Here is a 20,031-nt window from a genome sequence, read left to right on the forward strand (position 1 = left end):
TTGAAAAGAGAATACTTTTTCCCTTGATAACATAGCTATTTCCAGGAGGGAGTTTAAATGAAACACAAGTTTGTAGTCTCGCTTTTGTTCGCTGCGTCCATTGCTCTTTTTGCCATGCAAACCTTGCAGGCCTTTGGAATTGTGGCATTTCATGCAGACTTTTTTAAGAAAAAAGGCACCATTGTTCTGGATGCTGGTCACGGAGGAGAGGATGGAGGCGCGGTGGGAACAAATGGTGTGCTGGAAAAGGAGATCAACCTGGCTATCGCGTTGGAATTAGAAAAAAATTTACGACAAAATAATTTTGATGTGATTATGATTCGAGGCAGTGACTGTTCTGTGGGTGACCAGAGTCTGGGCACGATTGCAGAACGGAAGCGCTCTGATACCAAAGCGAGACTCCGCATGGTCGAGGAAGCTGGAGATTGCCTGTTTATCAGCATCCATCAAAATCATTTTTCTCAAAGCCGCTATAATGGAGCGCAAGTGTTCTATTCAGCGAACCGGCCTGAAAGTGCCAGCCTGGCCGAAGCAGTCCGCCAGAATATTGTGAGCTCCCTTCAGCCAGACAACAAAAGAGAAAATAAGCAAGCAGATAAAAACATCTATATTTTGCATCATTGTCAGGTTCCCGCCATATTGGTAGAGTGCGGCTTCTTGTCAAATCCTGTCGAAAATGAAAAATTGTGCCTGGAAAGCTATCAAAAGGAAATGGCCGCAGCTATTTACAATGGTGTAATCGACTATCTACAAAATGATAAAAATACAGAAATGACAGTCAAGTCAGAAATTCAAGGCTTGGCAAATACTTAAATTCATGCTATACTTTATAAAATGAAAGGTGTCTATCTAAAATCCAATTATTATGAAAAAGGAGCCGTTGAATGGCCGGAAAGACAAAACTGATTTATCAATGCACTCAATGTGGATATGAATGCCCAAAATGGACTGGAAAATGTCCTGGCTGTGGTGAATGGAATACCTTATTGGAGGTCATTAAGGAACCTATAGCAACTTCACGCAATGGGTCTGCAAAAGCAGGGGGAAATGTTTCCCGGCCAATGGCTATCAACGAAATCAGCACTACTGACGAGCATCGATACCATACTGGACTTTCTGAATTAGACCGAGTATTGGGCGGCGGTATCGTGAAAGGATCTTTGGTATTGATTAGCGGAGATCCAGGTATCGGGAAATCGACAATTTTACTGCAAATCTGTGAATATCTTGGAAAAAATCTACAAATCCTTTATGTTTCCGGAGAAGAGTCCGCCCGACAGATCAAACTGCGCGCCTCCCGGCTGGGCGTACAAAGTCCCAACCTAAAAATTCTTACAGAAACAGACGTACAATATGTCATTGAGCAAATCCGGAGTGAATCCCCTAACTTGGTTATGATCGATTCTATCCAGACCATGAATCATACAGAACTGACTTCTTCACCAGGCAGTGTAACCCAGGTAAGAGAATGCACCAATACTATGATGCGCTGTGCTAAGGCGCTGGATATTCCAATTATTGTGGTCGGACATGTGAATAAAGACGGCGCGATAGCCGGCCCAAAAGTACTGGAACATATTGTAGACGCCGTTCTTCTTTTTGAAGGCGACCGGCAGATGACATATCGGATATTACGAGCTGTCAAAAACCGCTATGGCTCCACCAATGAGATCGGCGTGTTCGATATGGGAGATAAAGGTCTACAGCAGGTGGAGAATCCATCTCTGGCTATGCTTTCTGGCCGTCCCAAGGACGCCTCCGGAACCTGTGTCACGTCTGTAATGGAAGGGTCTCGGCCGCTTCTGGCAGAAATTCAAGGACTTGCAACCACCTCTGGGTTTGGTACGCCCCGGCGTATGGCTACGGGATTTGACTATAACCGGCTGGCACTGATTTTAGCTGTGTTGGAAAAACGCGCTGGATACTATTTTTCCAATTTAGACACCTATATCAATGTGGTCGGAGGTTTGCGACTGGATGAACCTGCCGTAGACCTGGCAGTAGCAATGGCGTTGGTTTCCAGCTTAAAAGATACTCCCGTTCGGGAAGATACCGTAGTTTTTGGAGAGATCGGCCTTGCGGGAGAACTTCGCAGCATCAGCCACAGCGACTTGCGGATTTCTGAAGCGGGACGTCTTGGCTTCACCCGGTGTATTTTGCCATATCATGGGTTAAAAAATCTAGCGGGTAAAACCTTTGATGGAATTGAAGTCATCGGTGCCAAAAATATCCGGCAGGCATTTGAAGCGGCCACATGTGGATGACCCGGCTGCCAGAAGTGCCAGTAAAAGCAGTGCTGGTTTCTGGGGAATACCCCCGGCTGATCTCTGCTTTACAGCGGCTGGGAATCACAACGATTTCCACTAAAAGGGATTTCCGTCTGCCCGAGCCGGTTTCTTGGCACCCTGATATGCAGGTCTGCCTGTTAAAAGAAAAGATGTTTGTTTTGCGGGCCTCTCCTACAAAAGAAATCCTGTGGCAAGCTGGGCTACCCGCCCAAGAAACAGAAAAATCACCTGGCAAATGGTATCCACAAGATGTATTATGCAATGTGTTGGCATGGGACAACTATGTTATGGGAAATCTTAAGACTGCCGATCCCAATATTGTATCCATGGCGGACAAGCTGGGAATGCAATGGCTTGCGGTAAAACAAGGATACACAGCCTGTTCCACCGTGCTTGTTGATCATTCCTCCGCCATTACTGCGGATTTAGGCGTTTCACGGCAACTAAATAGAAACGGAATGCGGGTGTTGGAGATTCAACCGGGCTGCATTGGTTTACCGGGGTATGATACTGGACTCTTGGGCGGCTGCTGTGGGAAGATTGCCCCAGACAAGCTGGTATTCTCCGGACAATTGGACAGCCACCCGGAAGGTTGGATAATACGAGAATTCTTAGCCTCCAGAGAGATTCAGGCAATTGAACTGCTTCCAGGTGAATTGATTGATGTGGGTGGAATCATGGCAGTGCTCTGAAATTACGTTCGATAAAATAGGGGAGGAATTCAATGGAAAACCCATGGAAGCAAGTTCCATTATCAAGTTATGAGTTGCATATGAGCCAAAAAAATGTGGCTCAATTGCAAATATTAAATAAAATTATGGAAAAACAGTTCAAAGTTTGCGCCAAATCTTCCGATGCAGCAGTACTAGGGGTAGCGGGCGGCAACGGCCTGGAACACTGTCACCTTAAAAAAGTGTATGGGATTGATATTAATCCTCAATATTTGCAAGCATGTGCGGCAAGGTTTCAGGGTAGTTTGGACAGTCAGCTCGAGCTTTGGGAAATGGATTTAAGAGAACCTTTTGCCAAACTGCCTAAGGTGGATCTCGTTCTAGCCAATCTGCTGGTGGAATACATCGGCATAGAAATTTTTTGTGAAAAGATAGCGGAAGCGCTACCCAAGCATGTTTCATGCGTGATACAAAAAGTAACTGGAGATTTGGATTTTGTATCACGATCTCCATATCAAGACCAGTTGCAACCGATCGGACGTCTGCACAGTGATATAGATAAGGCCAAACTGACGCTCAAGATGAGAGAAATTGGATATTCTTTGGTTTTAAGCGAAATCTGGGCGTTACCGGATGGAAAGCAGCTGCTTCGTTTGGACTACCAATCCAATATGAAAATATGAATAGGTAAGGGAAGAAAATGAACCATTGGCAATTATACAAAATGAATATTTTGTATAATTGAGGGGGGCAAAAAAATGAGCTTTTCCATTAAGGATGAAATGCCGGATCTCGTTCAACAGTATGCCATGTATCTAAGAAATATCAAGGGATTATCTGGCAAAACGGTAGAAAGCTATTGCATGGATTTGCGAACATTTTTCCGATTTCTAAAGCATAGCCAAGGTCTCGTGTGCACTGAACTTCCATTGGATGAAATTTCAATACGGGATATTGATCTAGACTTTATTCGTGGCATTACTACTTATCAGATTTTTGAATTTATGAACTATGTTGCAGATGAACGAAACAATCTCAGTTCTACCCGCCAACGAAAATCTTCCTCCTTGAAGTCCTTTTTCAAATACTTGACGATCCATGAAAAGCTTTTAAGCGAAAACCCCACAGATAATCTAACTCCGCCAAAATCTAAAAAGGCTCTTCCCCATTTTCTTTCTCTCGAACAAAGTGTCGAACTCCTTCAAGCGGTGGAAGGCCCAGACCAAGAGCGAGATCGCTGTATGCTCACGCTGTTTTTAAATTGCGGAATGCGTCTCTCAGAACTGGTAAGTATCAATATTTCAGATGTATTGCGAAACAATAATACACTACGCATCCTTGGAAAAGGTAATAAAGAACGAATTGTATATTTGAACCAAGCCTGTCTAGAAGCTATTGACAGCTATCTGGCTGTACGCCCGAAAGACGGTGTAATTGATCGGAATGCCTTATTTCTTAGCAGTCGCAAGCAGCGGATCAGTCCTAAAACCGTGCAGTTTATTGTGAAAAAGTATTTAGCAAAAATCGGTTTGGAAGGTCCTGGATATTCCGTACATAAGCTGCGGCATACAGCAGCAACGCTTATGTATCGCTATGGCGACGTAGACATTCGAGTTTTGCAGGACATCTTAGGGCATGAGAATCTGGGTACCACAGAAATATATACACATACCTCTAACGAACAAATGGAAGCGGCTGTTAATTCTAACCCGCTGGCAAAAATAACTCCACAAAAATCTCGAAAAGATCCTGCAAAGGATAACGACGACTAATTTCATACATACAAAAAGTACTGGAGAGAAAGTCTCTCCAGTACTTTTTTCTTGCGACCAAACCGCAAGCTAAACAGGGCTCGTCCCTTCCATAAAAAACTTTATCTAGTTCTCTCGTTCCTGTTCTCCCTTTTTTAGTTCAGACTTCTTGACCAACTTTCCATTAACATATACATACTTGTCTTCTCCCTCATCGTCCTCTTCTATAGGCTGTGAAAACAACCCAGGAAACTCTTCTTCAAAGGACTGCGCCGGAGCTTCTTCCTCTGGTTCTCCTTTCTGCATTCGATTATAAGGCTGTATCAGATATTTATCTATCACAGGATACACGGTAAAATTGATCAGATAGGAGAAGAAGGAAAACAAAATGAAAAGAAGCAAAAGGATATAGATCAGCAAAGTGATATTCAAAAGCGGCACACTGATAAGAAGAATAACCAATCCCGCTATAATTGCGGTAAGAAGAAGATTTCGTCCCAAACCAGCCGCAGTAAAGATAAGTGCATTCTTATAGGCATGGGTAAACTTTAGATCAAAAGTGATAAACATAACCGGCAGATAATACTGGGCAAATAGAAATATAAGCGCCACAACTATGCACAGCCAAAGCGGAATGTAAAACAGCCACTCAGATAACGCCATATTGTAATAATATATAACAGAAAAGCCCAGGATATTAAAGACAAGATAAACGATTAAACCGTTTAACAGAAAGTACTTCCAATTTCCCTTTACAGCATCCCAGAAATCCGACCAGACAAAAGCATGCTCTTCTCTAGCAAAATTTCGAGTCACATAGGTCAAGCCAGCAGTAAAAGGACTCAGAAAGACAAGAGGCAGCGGCACCACAAAGGTCGCCCATCCATCCAACTGAATCACGCCGGAAATCTGTATGGCAAAATGCGTAGGAAATAAATAAACAAGAAACATAAGTACGCAGGTTACCAAAGTAGGGATAAAAAAGATCAGATTGAGCTGTACTAACTTTGAAAATTTGCGGAACAAGATTTCGAAGAATCGTACTGGCGCAGCCTTAGGAGGCTCATCTTTATTAACCCCAGGACCCGGCTTGTCGTAATTCCCAAATAATCCTAAAAAAGCCAAAAAACCAACTCCCAACTAATTCATTTGATTAACCTAATTTCGCTTTCGGATGGCAGTCCTGATACACTTGCCGAACATGGTTGTCCAACAACTGTACATAAACTTGTGTAGAAGAAATGTCAGCATGTCCCATCATGGTTTGTATATCTTTCACCGACGCGCCGTTTTCCAGCAAATGCAGCGCGAAGGAATGGCGAATAGTGTGAGGAGTAATCTCTTTTGTGATACCTGCTTCCACAGCGTAACTCTTTACGATCTTCCAAAACCCCTGGCGGGTCAGGCGTCCGCCATTTAAATTCACAAAGAGAGCGCTTCCCCCATCTGGCCCAGCAATTAACCCGCGCATCCGATAAATATAATCAGATACAGCCACTATTGCAGAGGGATAAACCGGAATAGAACGAACTCCTTTATTTCCCCGGCAATAAAGAACACCTGAACGTAGATTGATATCCGGAATATCCAAATTGATCAATTCGGATGCCCGAATGCCTGTGGCATAGAGCAGTTCCAACATGGCCTTATCCCTGCAACCTTTTGGTTCTGTAATATCTGGCTGAGAAAGCAACAATTCAATTTCATCCCCCTGCAACACTTGAGGTAGTTTTTTCTCGGCTTTCCCAACTTTTATGCCCTTGGCCGGATTATGATCCAGCATGCCTTGGAAAATAAGGAATTTATAAAAACATCTTACCGAAGCCAGATTTCGAGATATCGTTGTAGGAGAGCGATCTAAATCTTGCAAACGATCCACAAACCCCTGGACATCTCTCTCATCAGCCTCCAAAGGCGTAATATCAATTTCAGAAAGATAAGAAAGATAATTCATGGTATCCCGTAGATAAGATTCCCGTGTATTATTAGAGTTTGCTTTCTGTTCAGATAGATACTCACTAAACATAGAGTAAAAATCATGCATAAATTTTGACCACCTTCCTCATTCCAATTGCAAAAGTAACCTTTTTCATAAAGAATTTCAAGTTACTTTCAATTCCCATTAGCACTAAACAAATAAACTGGATAGCATTGTGAAAATTGTTCCCAAAAAAGAAAACAAAACAGCAAAACAGAGAAAAGCACGAAAATCTTTAAAATAGAACTGAAAGTCAAGACTCTCCTGCTGGGATGAAAAACCTGCCTTTACTAAAGAGTTGGAGAAAATCAAGGCCCTGGTTGCAAAAAGTAATAGGAGCAAGGATGTACAAGCTGCTCCAGGCGTATAGCATAAGGCAACATACCCAAGAGCCGTGCGATTTCCGTCTACTAAAAGAAGTTGAACAGATATACCAAGTGAAACTCCTTTACACAGAAGGAAACAAGGTATCCCAAAAGCTCCAAACGCAGTGACTCCCAAAAGGAACAGTAAAATCAAGCCTATCACGGCGTTGAGCAAAATGGTTGAAAAACAAGGGAAAAATCCTTTTTGTGGAGAAGGAATTCCAGAGAATAGCAAAGGCATTGCTGTTTGTTGTTGAAAGAAGTCCAGGCTTTCTACTGCTGAAGATCCCAAAAGAATTCCAACAAAAAAGACGCCTAATAAGGGTATGAGAATTCTTTTTCTGGAAAAACGTTGTAAAAATGGTGTTCCAAATAATGCATTCGCTCTTTCCATAAAGTCTACTCCTCTGCAATTTGGTAGAAAATATATCTTTCCACACTAAGTATAAGTATGAGTCTAAGAGAAGAAGTATTCAATATTTAAAGAGCAAAAGCATATACAAAATACTTATTTGAAACCTTAGTTTCAATAGTAATCTTAATATTCAAGAACCATACACAAACAGAAGAAACCAAAAGCCGGAATGCAACATATCTGAATTGATAGCTGAAAAATTATCAGTATTTTATAGAGAAAGACTGCTGCTAAAAAATCAAAAACCTTTGTTTTCCCAGAGTTTGCGCTGTTTTCAACATTTCAACAAGCCAATGTGAAATCTATGTCATTAGCAATAGTACGCAACAAAGAAATTTCTTCCTGTGCCTATTACTATAATACATCCGGCGGAATTTTGCAAGAGGGAAAATGAATATTTTTGCTTTTTCTGGTAAACCGCCCAATTTTACGTAAATTAAATTATGTAAACCTATGTATAACTCCCGCAACAAATTATGTGAAGCGTCTAAAATCTGGTATGCATAAAAATACATCCCCTATAAACTGTGCTTGCTATGTTCAATTATCCATCTCCATACGACCAAAAGATAACCCTGACGCGCAACAAACTTGATATTTTGAAAAGAGCCAAAAACCTTCTGACAAAAGCTTCTGTCAGTGCCTTTGTGCGAGTTGCTGGTTGTTTTAGGACTTCACAGCAGCGCTGAACAGTTCTATAGCTTTACATGCTATTAATTAACAGTTGTACTACCATATGCCTTTACACCATTTGATTTCGTGTGGACTTACTTTTTTAAGTTCCGCTTCTATCCCCCATCCTACGTTTTTAATCTCATTCTTTGCTTTACTGGATAAATACCACTTATTCGCTGAGGGGGCACTGAAATTTTCAATACATCAATAGCCCGCTACGAATTGATTCTAGTTTCAAAAGAAATTCACTTGCAAATTTTAATTTCTTTTGATAGCTTATTACCTCAATAATTTTAAATTCATCTTTTTGCCCGGTGAGATCCTCCGGAACAACTCCGATAAATTTTTACTAAAACGACAAAAAAAGAAAGCTGCAAAGGTCACAGCTCTCTTTTTTATTTGGATAATACTAATTTACTATCTTCGCTTAATCTCCGTTGCAATTTTTATAGTATCCACTGTGGTAATTTTGCCGTCTTGGTGCATATCTGCGGCCATAAAGGATTCTTCTGTTTCAAATGTTTCTACACCTAATATACAGCGCTGAACAAAATATATGTCCGCACTTGTAACATAACCGTCTCCATTACAGTCCCCTAATACAATGATTGTGCGGTCATCCATTTTCATTCCTGTTTTGAGAAGCCCATCATATATTGGTTTTCCAGTTTTATCATAAATTTCAATTGCCTGTGGTGATTTTAGATTTCTTAAATCAGTGGCATGCATTCCGGCGTAAACCAAGGCATAATTCCCTTCGAATCCTTCCCTTTCTGAATAGGATATCAAAGTTTCTCCCGGCTTTGGAGGAGGAATCGGAGTAGGCGAGCTTTCCGTGTCTGGCTCCGGAGTAGGGTCTGGAGTAGGGTCTGGAGAGGGCACCGGCGTTTCCTGCGGCAGAGGAGTTTGGTCTGGTTCCGGCGTGTTTTCTGGCACTGGAGTTGGACCTTCATGTTCAGGTGGTGTACTCTCTGGCGGTTCACGAGAATCCACAAACTGGTACGTGGAAACACAAAGATTTCCATCTACTTCCACTAAGGCACAATCCCCTGTTATCGCTAAAATCTCACCGGAAATTGCAGAAATCCCAACTTCATTGCCATCCCAATCATATTTGTGTACGTTTCCTGAGGTATCAGCTACAAAAATGCTATCATCTGTCCCATAGCATTTCTGTGTATCAAGGCCTTCCGTATCACCGAAAAGTACGTTTGCGGTATTGCCATCCACTACATGAATTGTCCCGTCAACATCAAGAAACGCATTCTCTCCAATCAATTTTTCTGGACAGGAGCATTCAATTTGGTCCTGAGAAAGGTAGTCGCGCCCTTTCCACCGATACAACATTCCGTTAGAATAGGCATAAATCCACCCGCCCTGCGTGGCGGAAAGGAATTCTACATCTGTTATATCTGTTTCTATCGGAGGATCCGGATCAAACATTGTTCCATAAATCGTTAAAGCGCTGCCATCCCCTGGACCCACACAGAGCAAATAATCGTTAGTAAATGTATAAAGATCATCGTCAGCGAGCTCTACAAAGTATGTCTGTCCATTTTGCTCTGCCTGCCCAACATCCAGTTCAGGCCCCATAACCGCCAATGCCACACATCCATCTATTCGTTCGGCCAAACCGATTTCTCCGTTTAGCTGAAAAACCTTTTCAAACGGACGTATCCGCTTTAATACTGGTCCTTCATTCTGGCCATCCGAAAAGTTCGAGCAGGATACATGCCACTGCTCTCCATCGTCAAGTACAAGAAAGATATCCCCGTTGGATTCGCTTAACAGTACAAGAGTATGGTTTTCCGCAGTGACAACATTGAAATTTTCAGGGAGATCCATATCCGCATTCGCCATAAGCATCCCAAAAAGGAGTATTAACACAATGGCAAAGGCTGGTTTCCATTTTACTCTTCTACGGTTCCACCTTGGCTTTTTAAGAATAGTATGACTGAACATTTCTTTACCCCCTTATACTATTAGAATAAATAGAATCACAATTCCACCTTTTATTTATAGTAATTATACCGGATTTTGAATTTGTTTTCAATACCCTTTCGATACAATATTTTGTGTATAATACGCATTTTTTGACATTCTTTTCTCATTTACGCGAAGTTCCACCTATTAATTTTGAATTGAAAAATTTTTGCTAGTTTTAGTCTCTTTTTTTCTTGTAGATTTGTATATCACATTTTTGACTTTTAGTCATTTTTGTCTTGACATCATAAATAACTGATGCTATAATATGGCCACGATTAATGACTAACAGTCATTAATCGTGGTAAATTGCCACCGTATTCTCCAGCAAGTGGGTTTACGTGATGAAAGGAAAGTGATAGAACCATGGAAAAGGTTGCCCGAGGAATTGTCAGACACAGAAAATTTGTTCTAATTTTGGCAATTCTACTTCTCATTCCCTCTCTATGGGGAATGGCTACCACTAAAATCAACTATGATATCCTAACTTATCTTCCTTCTGAGCTCGATTCAATGATCGGGGAAGTCTCCCTGGAAGAGGACTTCAACCTGGCCTCTACTGCTATGATAACGGTGGAGGGGCTGTCTACAGAGCAGCTTCTAAAAATGAAGGCAGAGATGGAACAGGTGTCAGGGGTTGAACAGGTTTTTGGGGTCAGCGATATAATCGACCCTAACATACCTGCTGAGATGCTCCCAGAGAGCCTCCGCCAAGCCATGTATGGAGAATCAGATTCGACGATGCTCCTCGCGCGTTTTTCTCAGCCAGCCGCCAGTAAAAGTACCATGAATGCTATTTCCCAGCTAAAGCAACTGTTGCGGGAACACTGCTTTATGGGAGGTCTAAGCGTTATCCTGCAAGACACAAAAGCGCTGGTCGATATGGAAATGCCTCTCTATATTCTTTGCGCTGTCGGAGCTAGCCTGCTGGTGTTGTTCCTGGCAATCAAAAGCGCTCTTATACCGATTCTGTTTATGATTGGATTGATCTTCCCTATTCTCTATAATTTTGGATCCAATATTTTTCTGGGCCAGATCAGTTATATTACACAGGCTTTGGCAACCGTTTTACAGCTGGGAGTAACCATGGACTTCTCCATTTTCCTCCTGCACCGCTATGAAGAAGAAAAGGGACGCGAACCCGACAAAGAGAAAGCCATGGCTGACGCCATTGTGCACACCTTTACCTCTATCACCACCTCCAGCCTTACCACAATAGCAGGTTTCTTGGCGCTATGTACCATGCGGCTTACCTTAGGCAGAGACATCGGCATTGTCATGGCCAAAGGCGTGGCTTTGGGTGTAGTCTGCACGATTACAGTACTGCCATCCTTGATCCTCACTTTTGACCACGCGGTAGAACGCCACAGCCATCGTGTACTCATACCGCAGCTGAAAGGGGTCAGCTATTTTATCACAAAGCATCCTGTCCCCATCCTGGCAGTATTCCTTGCTCTCATGATCCCTTTCACCCTGGCCCAAAGCAAGGTTGAGGTATACTACACCCTGTTCGATAGTTTGCCTCAGGAATTAACTGGTATCGTTGGCACGAATAAATTGAAAGACGATTTCGGCATGACCACCTCTCACTTTATTCTAGTAGACGAAACTTTACCCAGCGGAGAAATAAGCAGCTTATGCAAAAAGCTGGAAAAAGTGGACGGTGTCACCCAGGTAATCTCGGTGGACGAACTTATTGGTCCCGGAATCAACGCAGACTTTCTCCCCGAGGATATTCATCAGTTAGCCCAATCCGGCGGGTATAAACTCATTTTAGCGAACAGCGCCTATAAAAGTGGTACCGACGAGTTGAACCGTCAAGTAGAGGATATGAATGCCTTGGTAAAGGATGTCGATCCCTATGGTGTCATTACCGGTGAGGGGGCAATGACAAAAGATTTGATCGAGATTGCCGATAAGGATTTCGCTAATGTTAATGTCACATCAATATTGGTTGTGTTTGTCCTAATTGCTATCAGCTTTATGAGTCTTTCTGTTCCTGTGTTGCTGGTAGCCTCTATTGAAAGCGCAATCTTCATCAATTTAGGGATTCCCTACTTTACTGGCACCACTCTCCCCTTTATTGCCAGCATTGTGATCGGCACAATACAGCTAGGCGCCACTGTAGACTATGCCATTCTTATGACATCTCGATTTCGTGAAGAGCGAATTGCGGGCCGTTCTCCGAAAGAATCCGCACAACTGGCTTGCCAATATTGCAGCCAAAGCATTCTCTCCAGTGGGCTTACCTTTTTTGCCGCGACAATCGGCGTTGCGGCCATCAGTCGGATGGAACTGCTGAAAAGCATCTGTCTGCTGATTTCACGAGGCGCACTGGTGAGCATGTTTATCATCATTTTCATTCTTCCCTGCTTGCTTATCCTTTTGGAACCTGTTATCAGCCATACTACCTTCCAATGGTTGAAAAAGCCGAAACTGCGTTCTCATAAGGTCCACCAAAAAAAGTCCTGTGAAACCGATTTTCTCTCCCCACAGGAAAAAGTTTGTGAAAATGAAATTGCCTTTCCGCAGGAAGAGCATCCTTTTTCAACTTAAGTATGCAGCTTTCTTTTGATACCTTTCAAAATTCTTTGCTAATATACCATTTTTAAAGGAGCGCAAATTATCATGAAAAAGCGTAAAAAGATATTCTGTGCCATTATGGCGACAGTTTTTGCCCTATCCGCCAGCATCCCAGCCAACGCTGGCAGCGATACGCCTGTTCTGGAAAAAAATGAAACCGTATACGCCGTCCTGGATCCGGACGGTTCTGTAAAGAATCAGACGGTCAGCGTCCATCTGCATCAAGAAGGGGGGTTGTACGGAACAAAAGACAAGAGCACTCTGTCTGAAATCGAATGCACCGATGGCGAAGGAGGGTTCTCTCAAAAAGGGGAAAACCTTACATGGAATGTGGCGGAATCGGACGCCTATTATAAGGGCGTCAGCAAAAAAGAGATCCCTGTTAACGCGAAAATCACTTATAGCCTGAATGGTCTAGAAGCCCCTATCTCGGAGCTTTTAGGAAAAAGCGGCACATTGAAAATCACTATGGACTTGACAAACACAGAATCCTCCCTCATTCAGGTTCAGGGAGAAAGCCGAAAAATTTGTACTCCTTTCGCCACTTTGGCGGCGGTAGTTTTCGAGGAAAATTGTTCGAATGTCACTGCAGAGCACGGCAAAGTGGAAAAACTGAACGGCAAACAAATCGCTGGATTTGTCTGCCTGCCTGGAGTAAAAGAAAGTCTCCAAGGCTTACTGCCAGACCAAGTGGAGGACCTTGATAGATACTTTTTGGATCAAGTTGTCGTAGAAGCAGAGGTGGAAAATTTGACAGCCCCTACCATTCTGATCGCTTGCGCGGCTGATGCCAGTCTGCTGTCAGAAAATGGAGAGCTGGACGATTGGGACGGCTTGGATGAGCTCCAGAATGATATGGACCAACTGAGCAAAGCAATGGGAGATCTGATTGATGGAGCTTCTCAGCTGGCCGAAGGAGCTTCTCAGCTGAGCAATGGTATGAACGACTTGCAAAATGGTGTGGGGGAGCTTGATCATGGAGCCGCAAAGCTCGATGACGGCGCCGCCGTCCTCCAAGAAGGGGCCAATGCTCTAAGCCAAGGCAGTGCCTCTGCAAAAGACGGAGCTGGCGCGCTGAAAACGGGAGCCGACCAGTTAAGCGCTGGACTAAGTAGTTTGCAGGCCGGAGCCCAGGCCTTAACTGGCGGATATCAGCAGTTGCAGGCTGGAAGCACCTCTCTGACCTCTGGACTGAACTCTCTTATTGAAAAGAACGAGTCCCTCAACGCCGGCGCAAAACAAGTTGCTGATGGCGCAGCCGCCTTATCCGCCGCCATCGGACCAGAAGGCCAGATTTGTGCTGGTTCCAAGGTCTTTTCCGAGGCTCTAAGCGGCGCGGCCGCTCAGGGAGCCGTTGCAATGGAACAGCTGCCGGATCCTCAGGCATATGCGCAATTGCTCCAGTCCTCTGGGATCCCCGCTCAACAACAGGCTGCTTTGTTAACCGCTTATCAAGGTGCATATAACGCGGCGGCAGGGCTTTCCTCTGGAATGGCTGAACTTCACACACAATATACCGCTTTAGACAGCGGAATTCAACAGGCCGCTCAGGGGACGGCAGGCCTTCAGCAGGGAGCCTCCTCCCTTCAGCAGGGTGTGGCCGGATATACCCAAGGCGCTGCCAGCGCGGCCGCCGGATCCAAGTCTCTGAACGATGCTCTCTCTCAAATAGGGCAGCAGCTGCCCTCGCTCACTAGCGGGATAGAGAGTCTTGTAACTGGCGCAAACCAATTGAGTGCGGGGGCGGGCAATTTACTGGAGGGAAACACCGCTATTGCGGAAGGCGCGTCTCAGTTAGCAGCTGGAATTGGAGAGGTATCTAGCGGAACAGACCAGTTGACCATAGGAATTAGGGCTTTGGTAGCCGGAGCGGCGGAATTAGCCAATGGCACAATTCGACTTCATGATGGAGCCAATGATTTGAAGGAAGGTCTACAGCAATTTGACCAAGAAGGTATATCCAAATTGACGGAATCTGTGGATCCCCAACAGCTTGCTACTTTAAAAGAGATTATATCACAGATGCAGGAGCGGCAAGAAAACTACGGAAATTTCTCCGGTACACCGGAAAGCGCCGAGTCCTCTGTCAAATTCATCATGAAAACAACTCACCCAGAACGGCCTGTTCAGCAGGATGAGTCCCCAGCCCCCGAAGCTCAGCCGAAAGAAGATGCCAGCTTCTGGGACCGGTTCCTGGGACTGTTTAAGGGTTAACTAGCCAAAAAAGAGACAGGACTGCATTATGCCAGCCCTGTCTCTTTTTCTACTATTACCAATATTTACAGATCCCGTTCTTTCCTGTGGCGTTTATAGTAGCAGAAGGAATAGACCACTGGTGCCAACGATGACAGGAGAACCGTGAAAAGAATAATCCAGAGGTTCGGCCAAAAAGCTGTAGCCAATAGAATAAGGCCACCTATCACCAGGCTCCAACCGCCTACCCGTTGGGTCGCGGCCCAGTTTTCCGGGTCATCCAAGGCCCAGCTCACTTTGACGCCGAAGGAGTAGTTCTGCCGCACCTTGGGCAGATAATTGCCCAAAACAATACACATGGCCCCCAGCAGCAGCATACAGACAGTTCCAATGCCGATTTGCATTCCCAGCGCATAGGCGTATAAGGCTCCGTTCATAACCAGGGAAACCGCAGGCATCAGCCAGAAGAGCAGGCTGATGGGTTTGCTGCCGATATTTTTTGATTTCGGGTCCACAGATGTCAATATGATGCAGAAAAGATGCGCCCCCAGCAGAATGAGCGGGAGGCCAAATACCCCGAAGGTCCTGCTGCTCCAGCCGTCAGCCTCTCCCCTGAAGTTGAAATGGGTCGCCACTTCCTCGGGGAGCTTCTGCCACAGGAACAGCCCCGCCAGAATGGGAAGCAGAATGACGGCAGACGATATCAAGAACTTCCCCTTATTTTGTCTGAGCATGATCGTTTCCTCCTCTCAGTTCCGTAATCCAAAGCATGATCTCCTCCAGCACCGAGGCGTTCATCTCATAAAAAATGAACTTCCCCTCCCGCTGGTCACGAATCAGTCCCGCTTCCTTCAGCACCGAAAGATGCCGGGAAATCGCAGCGCTGGTCACCGAAAAATGATCGGCAATCTCTCCCGCAGACATTCTCCCTTTTTTCAGTAGGTTCAGAATTTCTCTGCGAATGGGATCCGCCAAAGCACGCAGGACTACCTGCATATTCCCATTTTCTTTCCCCTCCCTCTTTTATTTAACATATAACTTAATTGTTAAATATATTATACCAGGAAGAACTTCCTTTGTCAAGACCTGTCCGATATAACGAGACTCAAAATATCGTTATAAAATGCTCGTTCCGGACACTCCACCGATATATAAGTTGAATGTGCTGATGATATGCATATAAAAGGGCCGGCATGGAAAATCCACACCGGCCCTTTTATATGCAGATAAAGGTTTTACTGATTCAAGCCCTCATATACTGCTACGGCACAGGCCACAGTCGCGCCCACCATGGGGTTGTTGCCCATACCAATCAAACCCATCATCTCCACATGGGCAGGCACAGACGAAGATCCGGCAAACTGAGCATCGCCATGCATACGGCCCATAGAGTCGGTCAAACCGTAAGAAGCGGGGCCAGCCGCCATGTTGTCCGGATGCAGGGTACGGCCAGTACCGCCGCCGGAGGCCACGGAGAAGTACTTCTTGTCATTCTCCAGGGCCCATTTCTTATATGTACCGGCTACCAAATGTTGGAACCGGGTGGGGTTGGTAGAGTTTCCAGTGATGGAAACGTCTACACCCTCGTGCTTCATAATGGCTACGCCTTCCAGCACATCATTGGCACCATAGCACTTCACCGCAGCACGCTCTCCATCGGAGAAAGGCTTTGTCTCTTCGATTTTTAGCTCACCGGTAAAGAAATCATAGTCGGTTTTTACATAGGTAAAACCATTGATACGGGAAATGATGTAAGCGGCATCCTTGCCCAAGCCGTTGAGGATGATCCGCAAAGGCTCTTTGCGGGCGCGGTTAGCGGTCTTGGCAATACCGATAGCGCCCTCGGCAGCGGCAAAAGATTCATGGCCAGCCAGGAACGCGAAGCACTTGGTTTCATCGCGGAGCAGCATGGCACCCAGGTTGCCGTGGCCCAGGCCTACATTGCGCTGTTCGGCCACAGAACCAGGAATGCAGAAAGCCTCCAGTCCGATACCGATGGCTTCGGCGGCTTCCGCAGCGGTCTTAACCTCTTTCTTGATAGCAACAGCGCAGCCCAGAGTATAGGCCCAACCAGCATTCTCAAAAGCGATGGGCTGCACGCCCTTTACAATCTCATAGGGGTCGAAGCCCTTCGCCTTGCACAGCTCACGGGCCTCCTCCAGGCTGCCCAGGCCATACTCGGCGAGGCATTTCTCAATTTTGGGCATCCTTCTCTCTTTGCCTTCAAACATGACTTCGTTCGCCATTTATGTTGTCCTCCTATTGATATAGTATGGTCGGGAAATTATTCTTCTCTGGGATCGATATATTTGGCAGCGCCGTCGAACCGGCCATACTGACCAATATTCTTTTTATATGCTTCGTCAGGAGAAACGCCATGACGGATATCCTCTAGCATTTTGCCCAGGCGGACAAACTGATAGCCAATCACTTCGCCTTCTTCGTCCAATGCCATTTTAATGACATAACCCTCGGCCATTTCCATGTAGCGGACGCCCTTAGCCCCCGTCGAGAACATCGTGCCCACCTGAGAGCGCAAACCTTTACCCAGGTCCTCCAGGCCAGCGCCGATTGGCAAGCCATCCTCGGAGAACGCAGTCTGGCTGCGGCCATAGGCCAGCTGCTTAAAGATCTCGCGCATGGCAACATTGATAGCATCGCACACCAGGTCGGTGTTCAGGCACTCTAGCAAAGTCTTGCCTGGAAGAATCTCGGCGGCCATGGCGGCCGAGTGAGTCATACCGGAGCATCCGAGGGTTTCGACCAGCGCCTCCTGCACGATGCCCTCCTTCACGTTCAAAGTCAGCTTGCAGGCCCCCTGCTGCGGGGCGCACCAGCCGATGCCGTGAGAGAGGCCGGAAATATCTTTGATCTCATAGGCCTTGACCCAGCGTCCCTCTTCAGGGATGGGGGCCGGGCCGTGATGAGGGCCTTTTTTCACCGTGCACATATTTTCCACTTCATGGGAATAGTTCATATTGGTACTCCTTTCGATTTCATAGTGTTTTTGGCGCGGCACACCGCCCAAAATACCAATCTATACTAATTATAAACGTAAAAGAGTACAGATTCAAGAGTTTTATCAAAATATTTTATGTGTGCAAGTAAAAAACCGCAAAACATTGAATTCTCTCGAATTTCCTAGTAGGATATCCTGTTTTCCACCCAAATAGATTGCTCCTTTCTGCACAATATCCCCCCGTGAAATCGGGGGGGATATTGTGCATGCGAAGCCCTATAATATTAGCCATGCGTCATGTCGTGTTAACACCGCCTACATCGCAGGCTCTAAGCCAGCAAAATAAGCCCGGTTATAGGCTACAGCGGGGGAATCAGGCTGGAATTCGGCCGCGCGCTCGTTATAGCGCCGCGCCTCCTCCTGCCTGCCCAGCCTGCTATAGCACACGCATAGCTGGATACAGGGCAGGTAGCCATAGGCATCCGGCAGTACAAACCCTCCACGATCATCCCGGCGCTCGCATTCCAGAGCTCTAACGTACCAATAGGCAGCCCGCTCCCAACATTCCCGGTCCAGAAAGTGCTGTCCGATGTCACAGCAAGTTTCTGCCCGGGGAATATCGTATGCAAAGCTGGAAAATAGTGCCTCCAAAGCCCTCCGTTCATCGCCTAACGCATACCAGCAGTAGGCACATTGCCGGCAAGCCTCTATACTATTTTCTATCCAGCCGCGCCCTTCCTTCAGAAAATTTTCTAGTACTTTCAAAGCCTCCTGGTAGCGCTTATGGTAGTAGAGTTCCCGCCCATAATAGAACTGCTGTCGCGGGTCCAGCGTTGTACCCTGTTCTAGCAACTTTTCAAAAATGTGCAGATTCCGATCTGGATCGGAGGGGTGCAGCTTCCAGTGGGTAATTCCGCACTCAGAATATCTCACGTTCCCCCTCGTTTCAATGACCTCATGTACCGCTCCCTTCCAGACCATTCCTGCACGGTTTCGTATGATACGTTCCCGATAGTAAGAGAATGTGACCCTCCCCTGCTCATCGAACCCTGTGTAATAGCGCAGCATAACCACGTCAACTCCGGCATCCAGTCTTTTCTTCAAATCCAGGAACTTCTGACGATCCGGTGGCGCTATGATATCATCCGCATCCAGCCACATGCAATAATCACAGGAAGCATGAGAAAAAGAAAAATTTCTGGCCGCTGCAAAATCATCTATCCAAGTAAAATCATAAATATTAGGGGTGAAACGCCGAGCAATCTCCCGGGTATGATCCTTTGAGCCAGTGTCCACAATAATGATCTCATCCACTAAGTCCGCCACAGACTCTAAGCAGCGCCCCAATACATCCTCTTCATCACGGACAATCATACAAAGACTGATCGTATTCATAAATCTCATCTCCTGCCTGATTTCTAACGCAGCTACGATTAAAGAGAAGAAAAGCCTCCATTGTGTCAGGAGGCTTCCCTTTAAAAACAACAAAAAATTGAACCTCTTCGTTTATGCGAGGCGAACCACCGTCATGGACGCGCCGGACCCACCCTGCAAAACCACAGTGGCTACAATTCCGGACAACTGAAGAGACAAGGTATCGCCCGCTGTCAGCGGAGTAATTACGGTAGCCTCATACCCAGTGGTTGCAACAGGTGAAAACATCGAACCGGGTATTGCCGTGCCGTTTCGAAGCACCTGAGAAGACATCGCTACCGCTACAGTAGGATTGACCCGATAGGTGATCAGATACGTTCCTGTTACGGGCACAGTAAACGCCGTATTCGTCCCATTGGCGGTAAAGCCATCCAGACTCTGGGCGCTTGGCAGTGGTACCGTTGTACCGCCCAAAACTACCGAAAGGGTTTGCCCAGTGGTATTAGAAGCACTCATAGAAGAGGCTGTCACAGAAGGGCCAGTTGCTCCGGTAGCCCCCGTTGCCCCCGTAGGGCCGGTTACGCCATTCGCGCCCGTGGCTCCCGCCGCTCCTGTAGGTCCGGTGGGACCGGTTGCTCCATCAGCGCCGGTAGCTCCCGTTGCCCCCGTAGGGCCGGTTACGCCATCCGCGCCCGTGGCTCCCGCCGCTCCTGTAGGTCCGGTGGGACCGGTTGCTCCATCAGCGCCGGTAGCTCCCGTTGCCCCCGTAGGGCCGGTTACGCCATCCGCGCCCGTG

17 protein-coding genes are annotated in these 20,031 nt (G+C 45.9%); 7 read left to right on the plus strand and 10 right to left on the minus strand.

What is annotated here, in order from left to right; translation table 11 throughout:
- The first annotated feature begins 57 nt into the window (after positions 1 to 57).
- The 5 genes from D7X94_RS08155 (at position 58) to D7X94_RS08175 (ending at position 4,731) form a co-directional block, all read left to right on the plus strand.
- Entirely contained in the window at positions 58 to 813 is a 756-nt protein-coding gene (locus D7X94_RS08155) for an N-acetylmuramoyl-L-alanine amidase (protein WP_120427234.1), read from the plus strand.
- A 71-nt stretch (positions 814 to 884) separates the two neighbouring features.
- On the plus strand, positions 885 to 2,264 hold the full coding sequence (gene radA, locus D7X94_RS08160; RefSeq protein ID WP_120427235.1) for a DNA repair protein RadA: 1,380 nt from the start codon (positions 885 to 887) through the stop codon (positions 2,262 to 2,264).
- Entirely contained in the window at positions 2,255 to 2,980 is a 726-nt protein-coding gene (locus tag D7X94_RS08165; RefSeq protein ID WP_147401682.1) for a DUF6873 family GME fold protein, read from the plus strand. Before radA ends, D7X94_RS08165 begins: the two co-directional genes overlap by 10 nt.
- A gap of 32 nt (positions 2,981 to 3,012) precedes the next feature.
- Positions 3,013 to 3,642, plus strand: coding sequence for a class I SAM-dependent methyltransferase (locus D7X94_RS08170; protein WP_120427237.1), 630 nt, complete (start codon positions 3,013 to 3,015; stop codon positions 3,640 to 3,642).
- Positions 3,643 to 3,717: 75 nt separating this feature from the next.
- Positions 3,718 to 4,731, plus strand: coding sequence for a tyrosine recombinase XerC (locus tag D7X94_RS08175; protein ID WP_120427238.1), 1,014 nt, complete (start codon positions 3,718 to 3,720; stop codon positions 4,729 to 4,731).
- A 105-nt stretch (positions 4,732 to 4,836) separates the two neighbouring features.
- On the opposite strand, the gene D7X94_RS08180 is transcribed toward D7X94_RS08175, so the two are convergent.
- The 4 genes from D7X94_RS08180 to D7X94_RS19495 form a co-directional block, all read right to left on the minus strand.
- Entirely contained in the window at positions 4,837 to 5,835 is a 999-nt protein-coding gene (locus D7X94_RS08180) for a DUF624 domain-containing protein (protein WP_158590953.1), read from the minus strand.
- Between the two features lie 28 nt (positions 5,836 to 5,863).
- Complete coding sequence (locus D7X94_RS08185; RefSeq protein WP_120427240.1) at positions 5,864 to 6,754, minus strand: tyrosine recombinase; 891 nt, start codon at positions 6,752 to 6,754, stop codon at positions 5,864 to 5,866.
- Positions 6,755 to 6,838: 84 nt separating this feature from the next.
- Positions 6,839 to 7,447: a hypothetical protein gene (locus D7X94_RS18135; protein WP_147401683.1), complete on the minus strand. Its 609-nt coding sequence runs from the start codon at positions 7,445 to 7,447 to the stop codon at positions 6,839 to 6,841.
- Positions 7,448 to 8,560: 1,113 nt separating this feature from the next.
- On the minus strand, positions 8,561 to 10,105 hold the full coding sequence (locus D7X94_RS19495; protein ID WP_120427241.1) for a dockerin type I repeat-containing protein: 1,545 nt from the start codon (positions 10,103 to 10,105) through the stop codon (positions 8,561 to 8,563).
- Between the two features lie 387 nt (positions 10,106 to 10,492).
- Here D7X94_RS19495 and D7X94_RS08195 point away from each other — a divergent pair, with 387 nt between their 5' ends.
- Complete coding sequence (locus D7X94_RS08195; RefSeq protein ID WP_120427242.1) at positions 10,493 to 12,682, plus strand: efflux RND transporter permease subunit; 2,190 nt, start codon at positions 10,493 to 10,495, stop codon at positions 12,680 to 12,682.
- Between the two features lie 72 nt (positions 12,683 to 12,754).
- Positions 12,755 to 14,923, plus strand: a complete 2,169-nt coding sequence (locus D7X94_RS08200; RefSeq protein ID WP_120427243.1) for a hypothetical protein — start codon at positions 12,755 to 12,757, stop codon at positions 14,921 to 14,923.
- Between the two features lie 65 nt (positions 14,924 to 14,988).
- Here the strand turns inward: D7X94_RS08200 and D7X94_RS08205 are convergent, their stop codons facing one another.
- From D7X94_RS08205 to D7X94_RS08230, 6 genes are all read right to left on the minus strand, one after another.
- Positions 14,989 to 15,636 carry an SdpI family protein gene (locus D7X94_RS08205; protein ID WP_120427244.1) on the minus strand — a complete coding sequence of 216 codons (648 nt, stop codon included), beginning with the start codon at positions 15,634 to 15,636 and terminating at the stop codon, positions 14,989 to 14,991.
- Positions 15,620 to 15,898, minus strand: coding sequence for an autorepressor SdpR family transcription factor (locus D7X94_RS08210; protein ID WP_120427245.1), 279 nt, complete (start codon positions 15,896 to 15,898; stop codon positions 15,620 to 15,622). The genes D7X94_RS08205 and D7X94_RS08210 overlap by 17 nt, the downstream gene beginning before the upstream one ends.
- Positions 15,899 to 16,137: 239 nt before the next feature.
- Positions 16,138 to 17,148 carry a GGGtGRT protein gene (locus D7X94_RS08215; protein ID WP_120427246.1) on the minus strand — a complete coding sequence of 337 codons (1,011 nt, stop codon included), beginning with the start codon at positions 17,146 to 17,148 and terminating at the stop codon, positions 16,138 to 16,140.
- Positions 17,149 to 17,186: 38 nt separating this feature from the next.
- Positions 17,187 to 17,879, minus strand: coding sequence for an iron-sulfur cluster assembly scaffold protein (locus D7X94_RS08220; protein ID WP_120427247.1), 693 nt, complete (start codon positions 17,877 to 17,879; stop codon positions 17,187 to 17,189).
- A 297-nt stretch (positions 17,880 to 18,176) separates the two neighbouring features.
- Positions 18,177 to 19,256, minus strand: coding sequence for a glycosyltransferase (locus tag D7X94_RS08225; protein ID WP_120427249.1), 1,080 nt, complete (start codon positions 19,254 to 19,256; stop codon positions 18,177 to 18,179).
- Positions 19,257 to 19,367: 111 nt separating this feature from the next.
- A partial coding sequence (locus D7X94_RS08230) for a BclA C-terminal domain-containing protein (protein ID WP_442857893.1) occupies positions 19,368 to 20,031 on the minus strand: 664 nt, incomplete at its 5' end.

It is taken from the genome of Acutalibacter sp. 1XD8-33 (assembly GCF_003612555.1).
Lineage (GTDB): Bacteria > Bacillota > Clostridia > Oscillospirales > Acutalibacteraceae > Acutalibacter.

Excerpts from the sequence above, each read along its gene's own strand:
- D7X94_RS08225 (WP_120427249.1), bottom strand. The coding sequence starts at position 19,256 with ATGAATACGATCAGTCTTTGTATGATTGTCCGTGATGAAGAGGATGTA.
- radA (WP_120427235.1), top strand. The coding sequence starts at position 885 with ATGGCCGGAAAGACAAAACTGATTTATCAATGCACTCAATGTGGATAT.
- D7X94_RS08165 (WP_147401682.1), top strand. The coding sequence starts at position 2,255 with ATGTGGATGACCCGGCTGCCAGAAGTGCCAGTAAAAGCAGTGCTGGTT.
- D7X94_RS08175 (WP_120427238.1), top strand. The coding sequence starts at position 3,718 with ATGAGCTTTTCCATTAAGGATGAAATGCCGGATCTCGTTCAACAGTAT.
- D7X94_RS08205 (WP_120427244.1), bottom strand. The coding sequence starts at position 15,636 with ATGCTCAGACAAAATAAGGGGAAGTTCTTGATATCGTCTGCCGTCATT.
- D7X94_RS08200 (WP_120427243.1), top strand. The coding sequence starts at position 12,755 with ATGAAAAAGCGTAAAAAGATATTCTGTGCCATTATGGCGACAGTTTTT.
- D7X94_RS08215 (WP_120427246.1), bottom strand. The coding sequence starts at position 17,148 with ATGGCGAACGAAGTCATGTTTGAAGGCAAAGAGAGAAGGATGCCCAAA.
- D7X94_RS08170 (WP_120427237.1), top strand. The coding sequence starts at position 3,013 with ATGGAAAACCCATGGAAGCAAGTTCCATTATCAAGTTATGAGTTGCAT.
- D7X94_RS08155 (WP_120427234.1), top strand. The coding sequence starts at position 58 with ATGAAACACAAGTTTGTAGTCTCGCTTTTGTTCGCTGCGTCCATTGCT.
- D7X94_RS08195 (WP_120427242.1), top strand. The coding sequence starts at position 10,493 with ATGGAAAAGGTTGCCCGAGGAATTGTCAGACACAGAAAATTTGTTCTA.
- D7X94_RS08220 (WP_120427247.1), bottom strand. The coding sequence starts at position 17,879 with ATGAACTATTCCCATGAAGTGGAAAATATGTGCACGGTGAAAAAAGGC.
- D7X94_RS19495 (WP_120427241.1), bottom strand. The coding sequence starts at position 10,105 with ATGTTCAGTCATACTATTCTTAAAAAGCCAAGGTGGAACCGTAGAAGA.
- D7X94_RS08210 (WP_120427245.1), bottom strand. The coding sequence starts at position 15,898 with ATGCAGGTAGTCCTGCGTGCTTTGGCGGATCCCATTCGCAGAGAAATT.
- D7X94_RS08185 (WP_120427240.1), bottom strand. The coding sequence starts at position 6,754 with ATGCATGATTTTTACTCTATGTTTAGTGAGTATCTATCTGAACAGAAA.
- D7X94_RS18135 (WP_147401683.1), bottom strand. The coding sequence starts at position 7,447 with ATGGAAAGAGCGAATGCATTATTTGGAACACCATTTTTACAACGTTTT.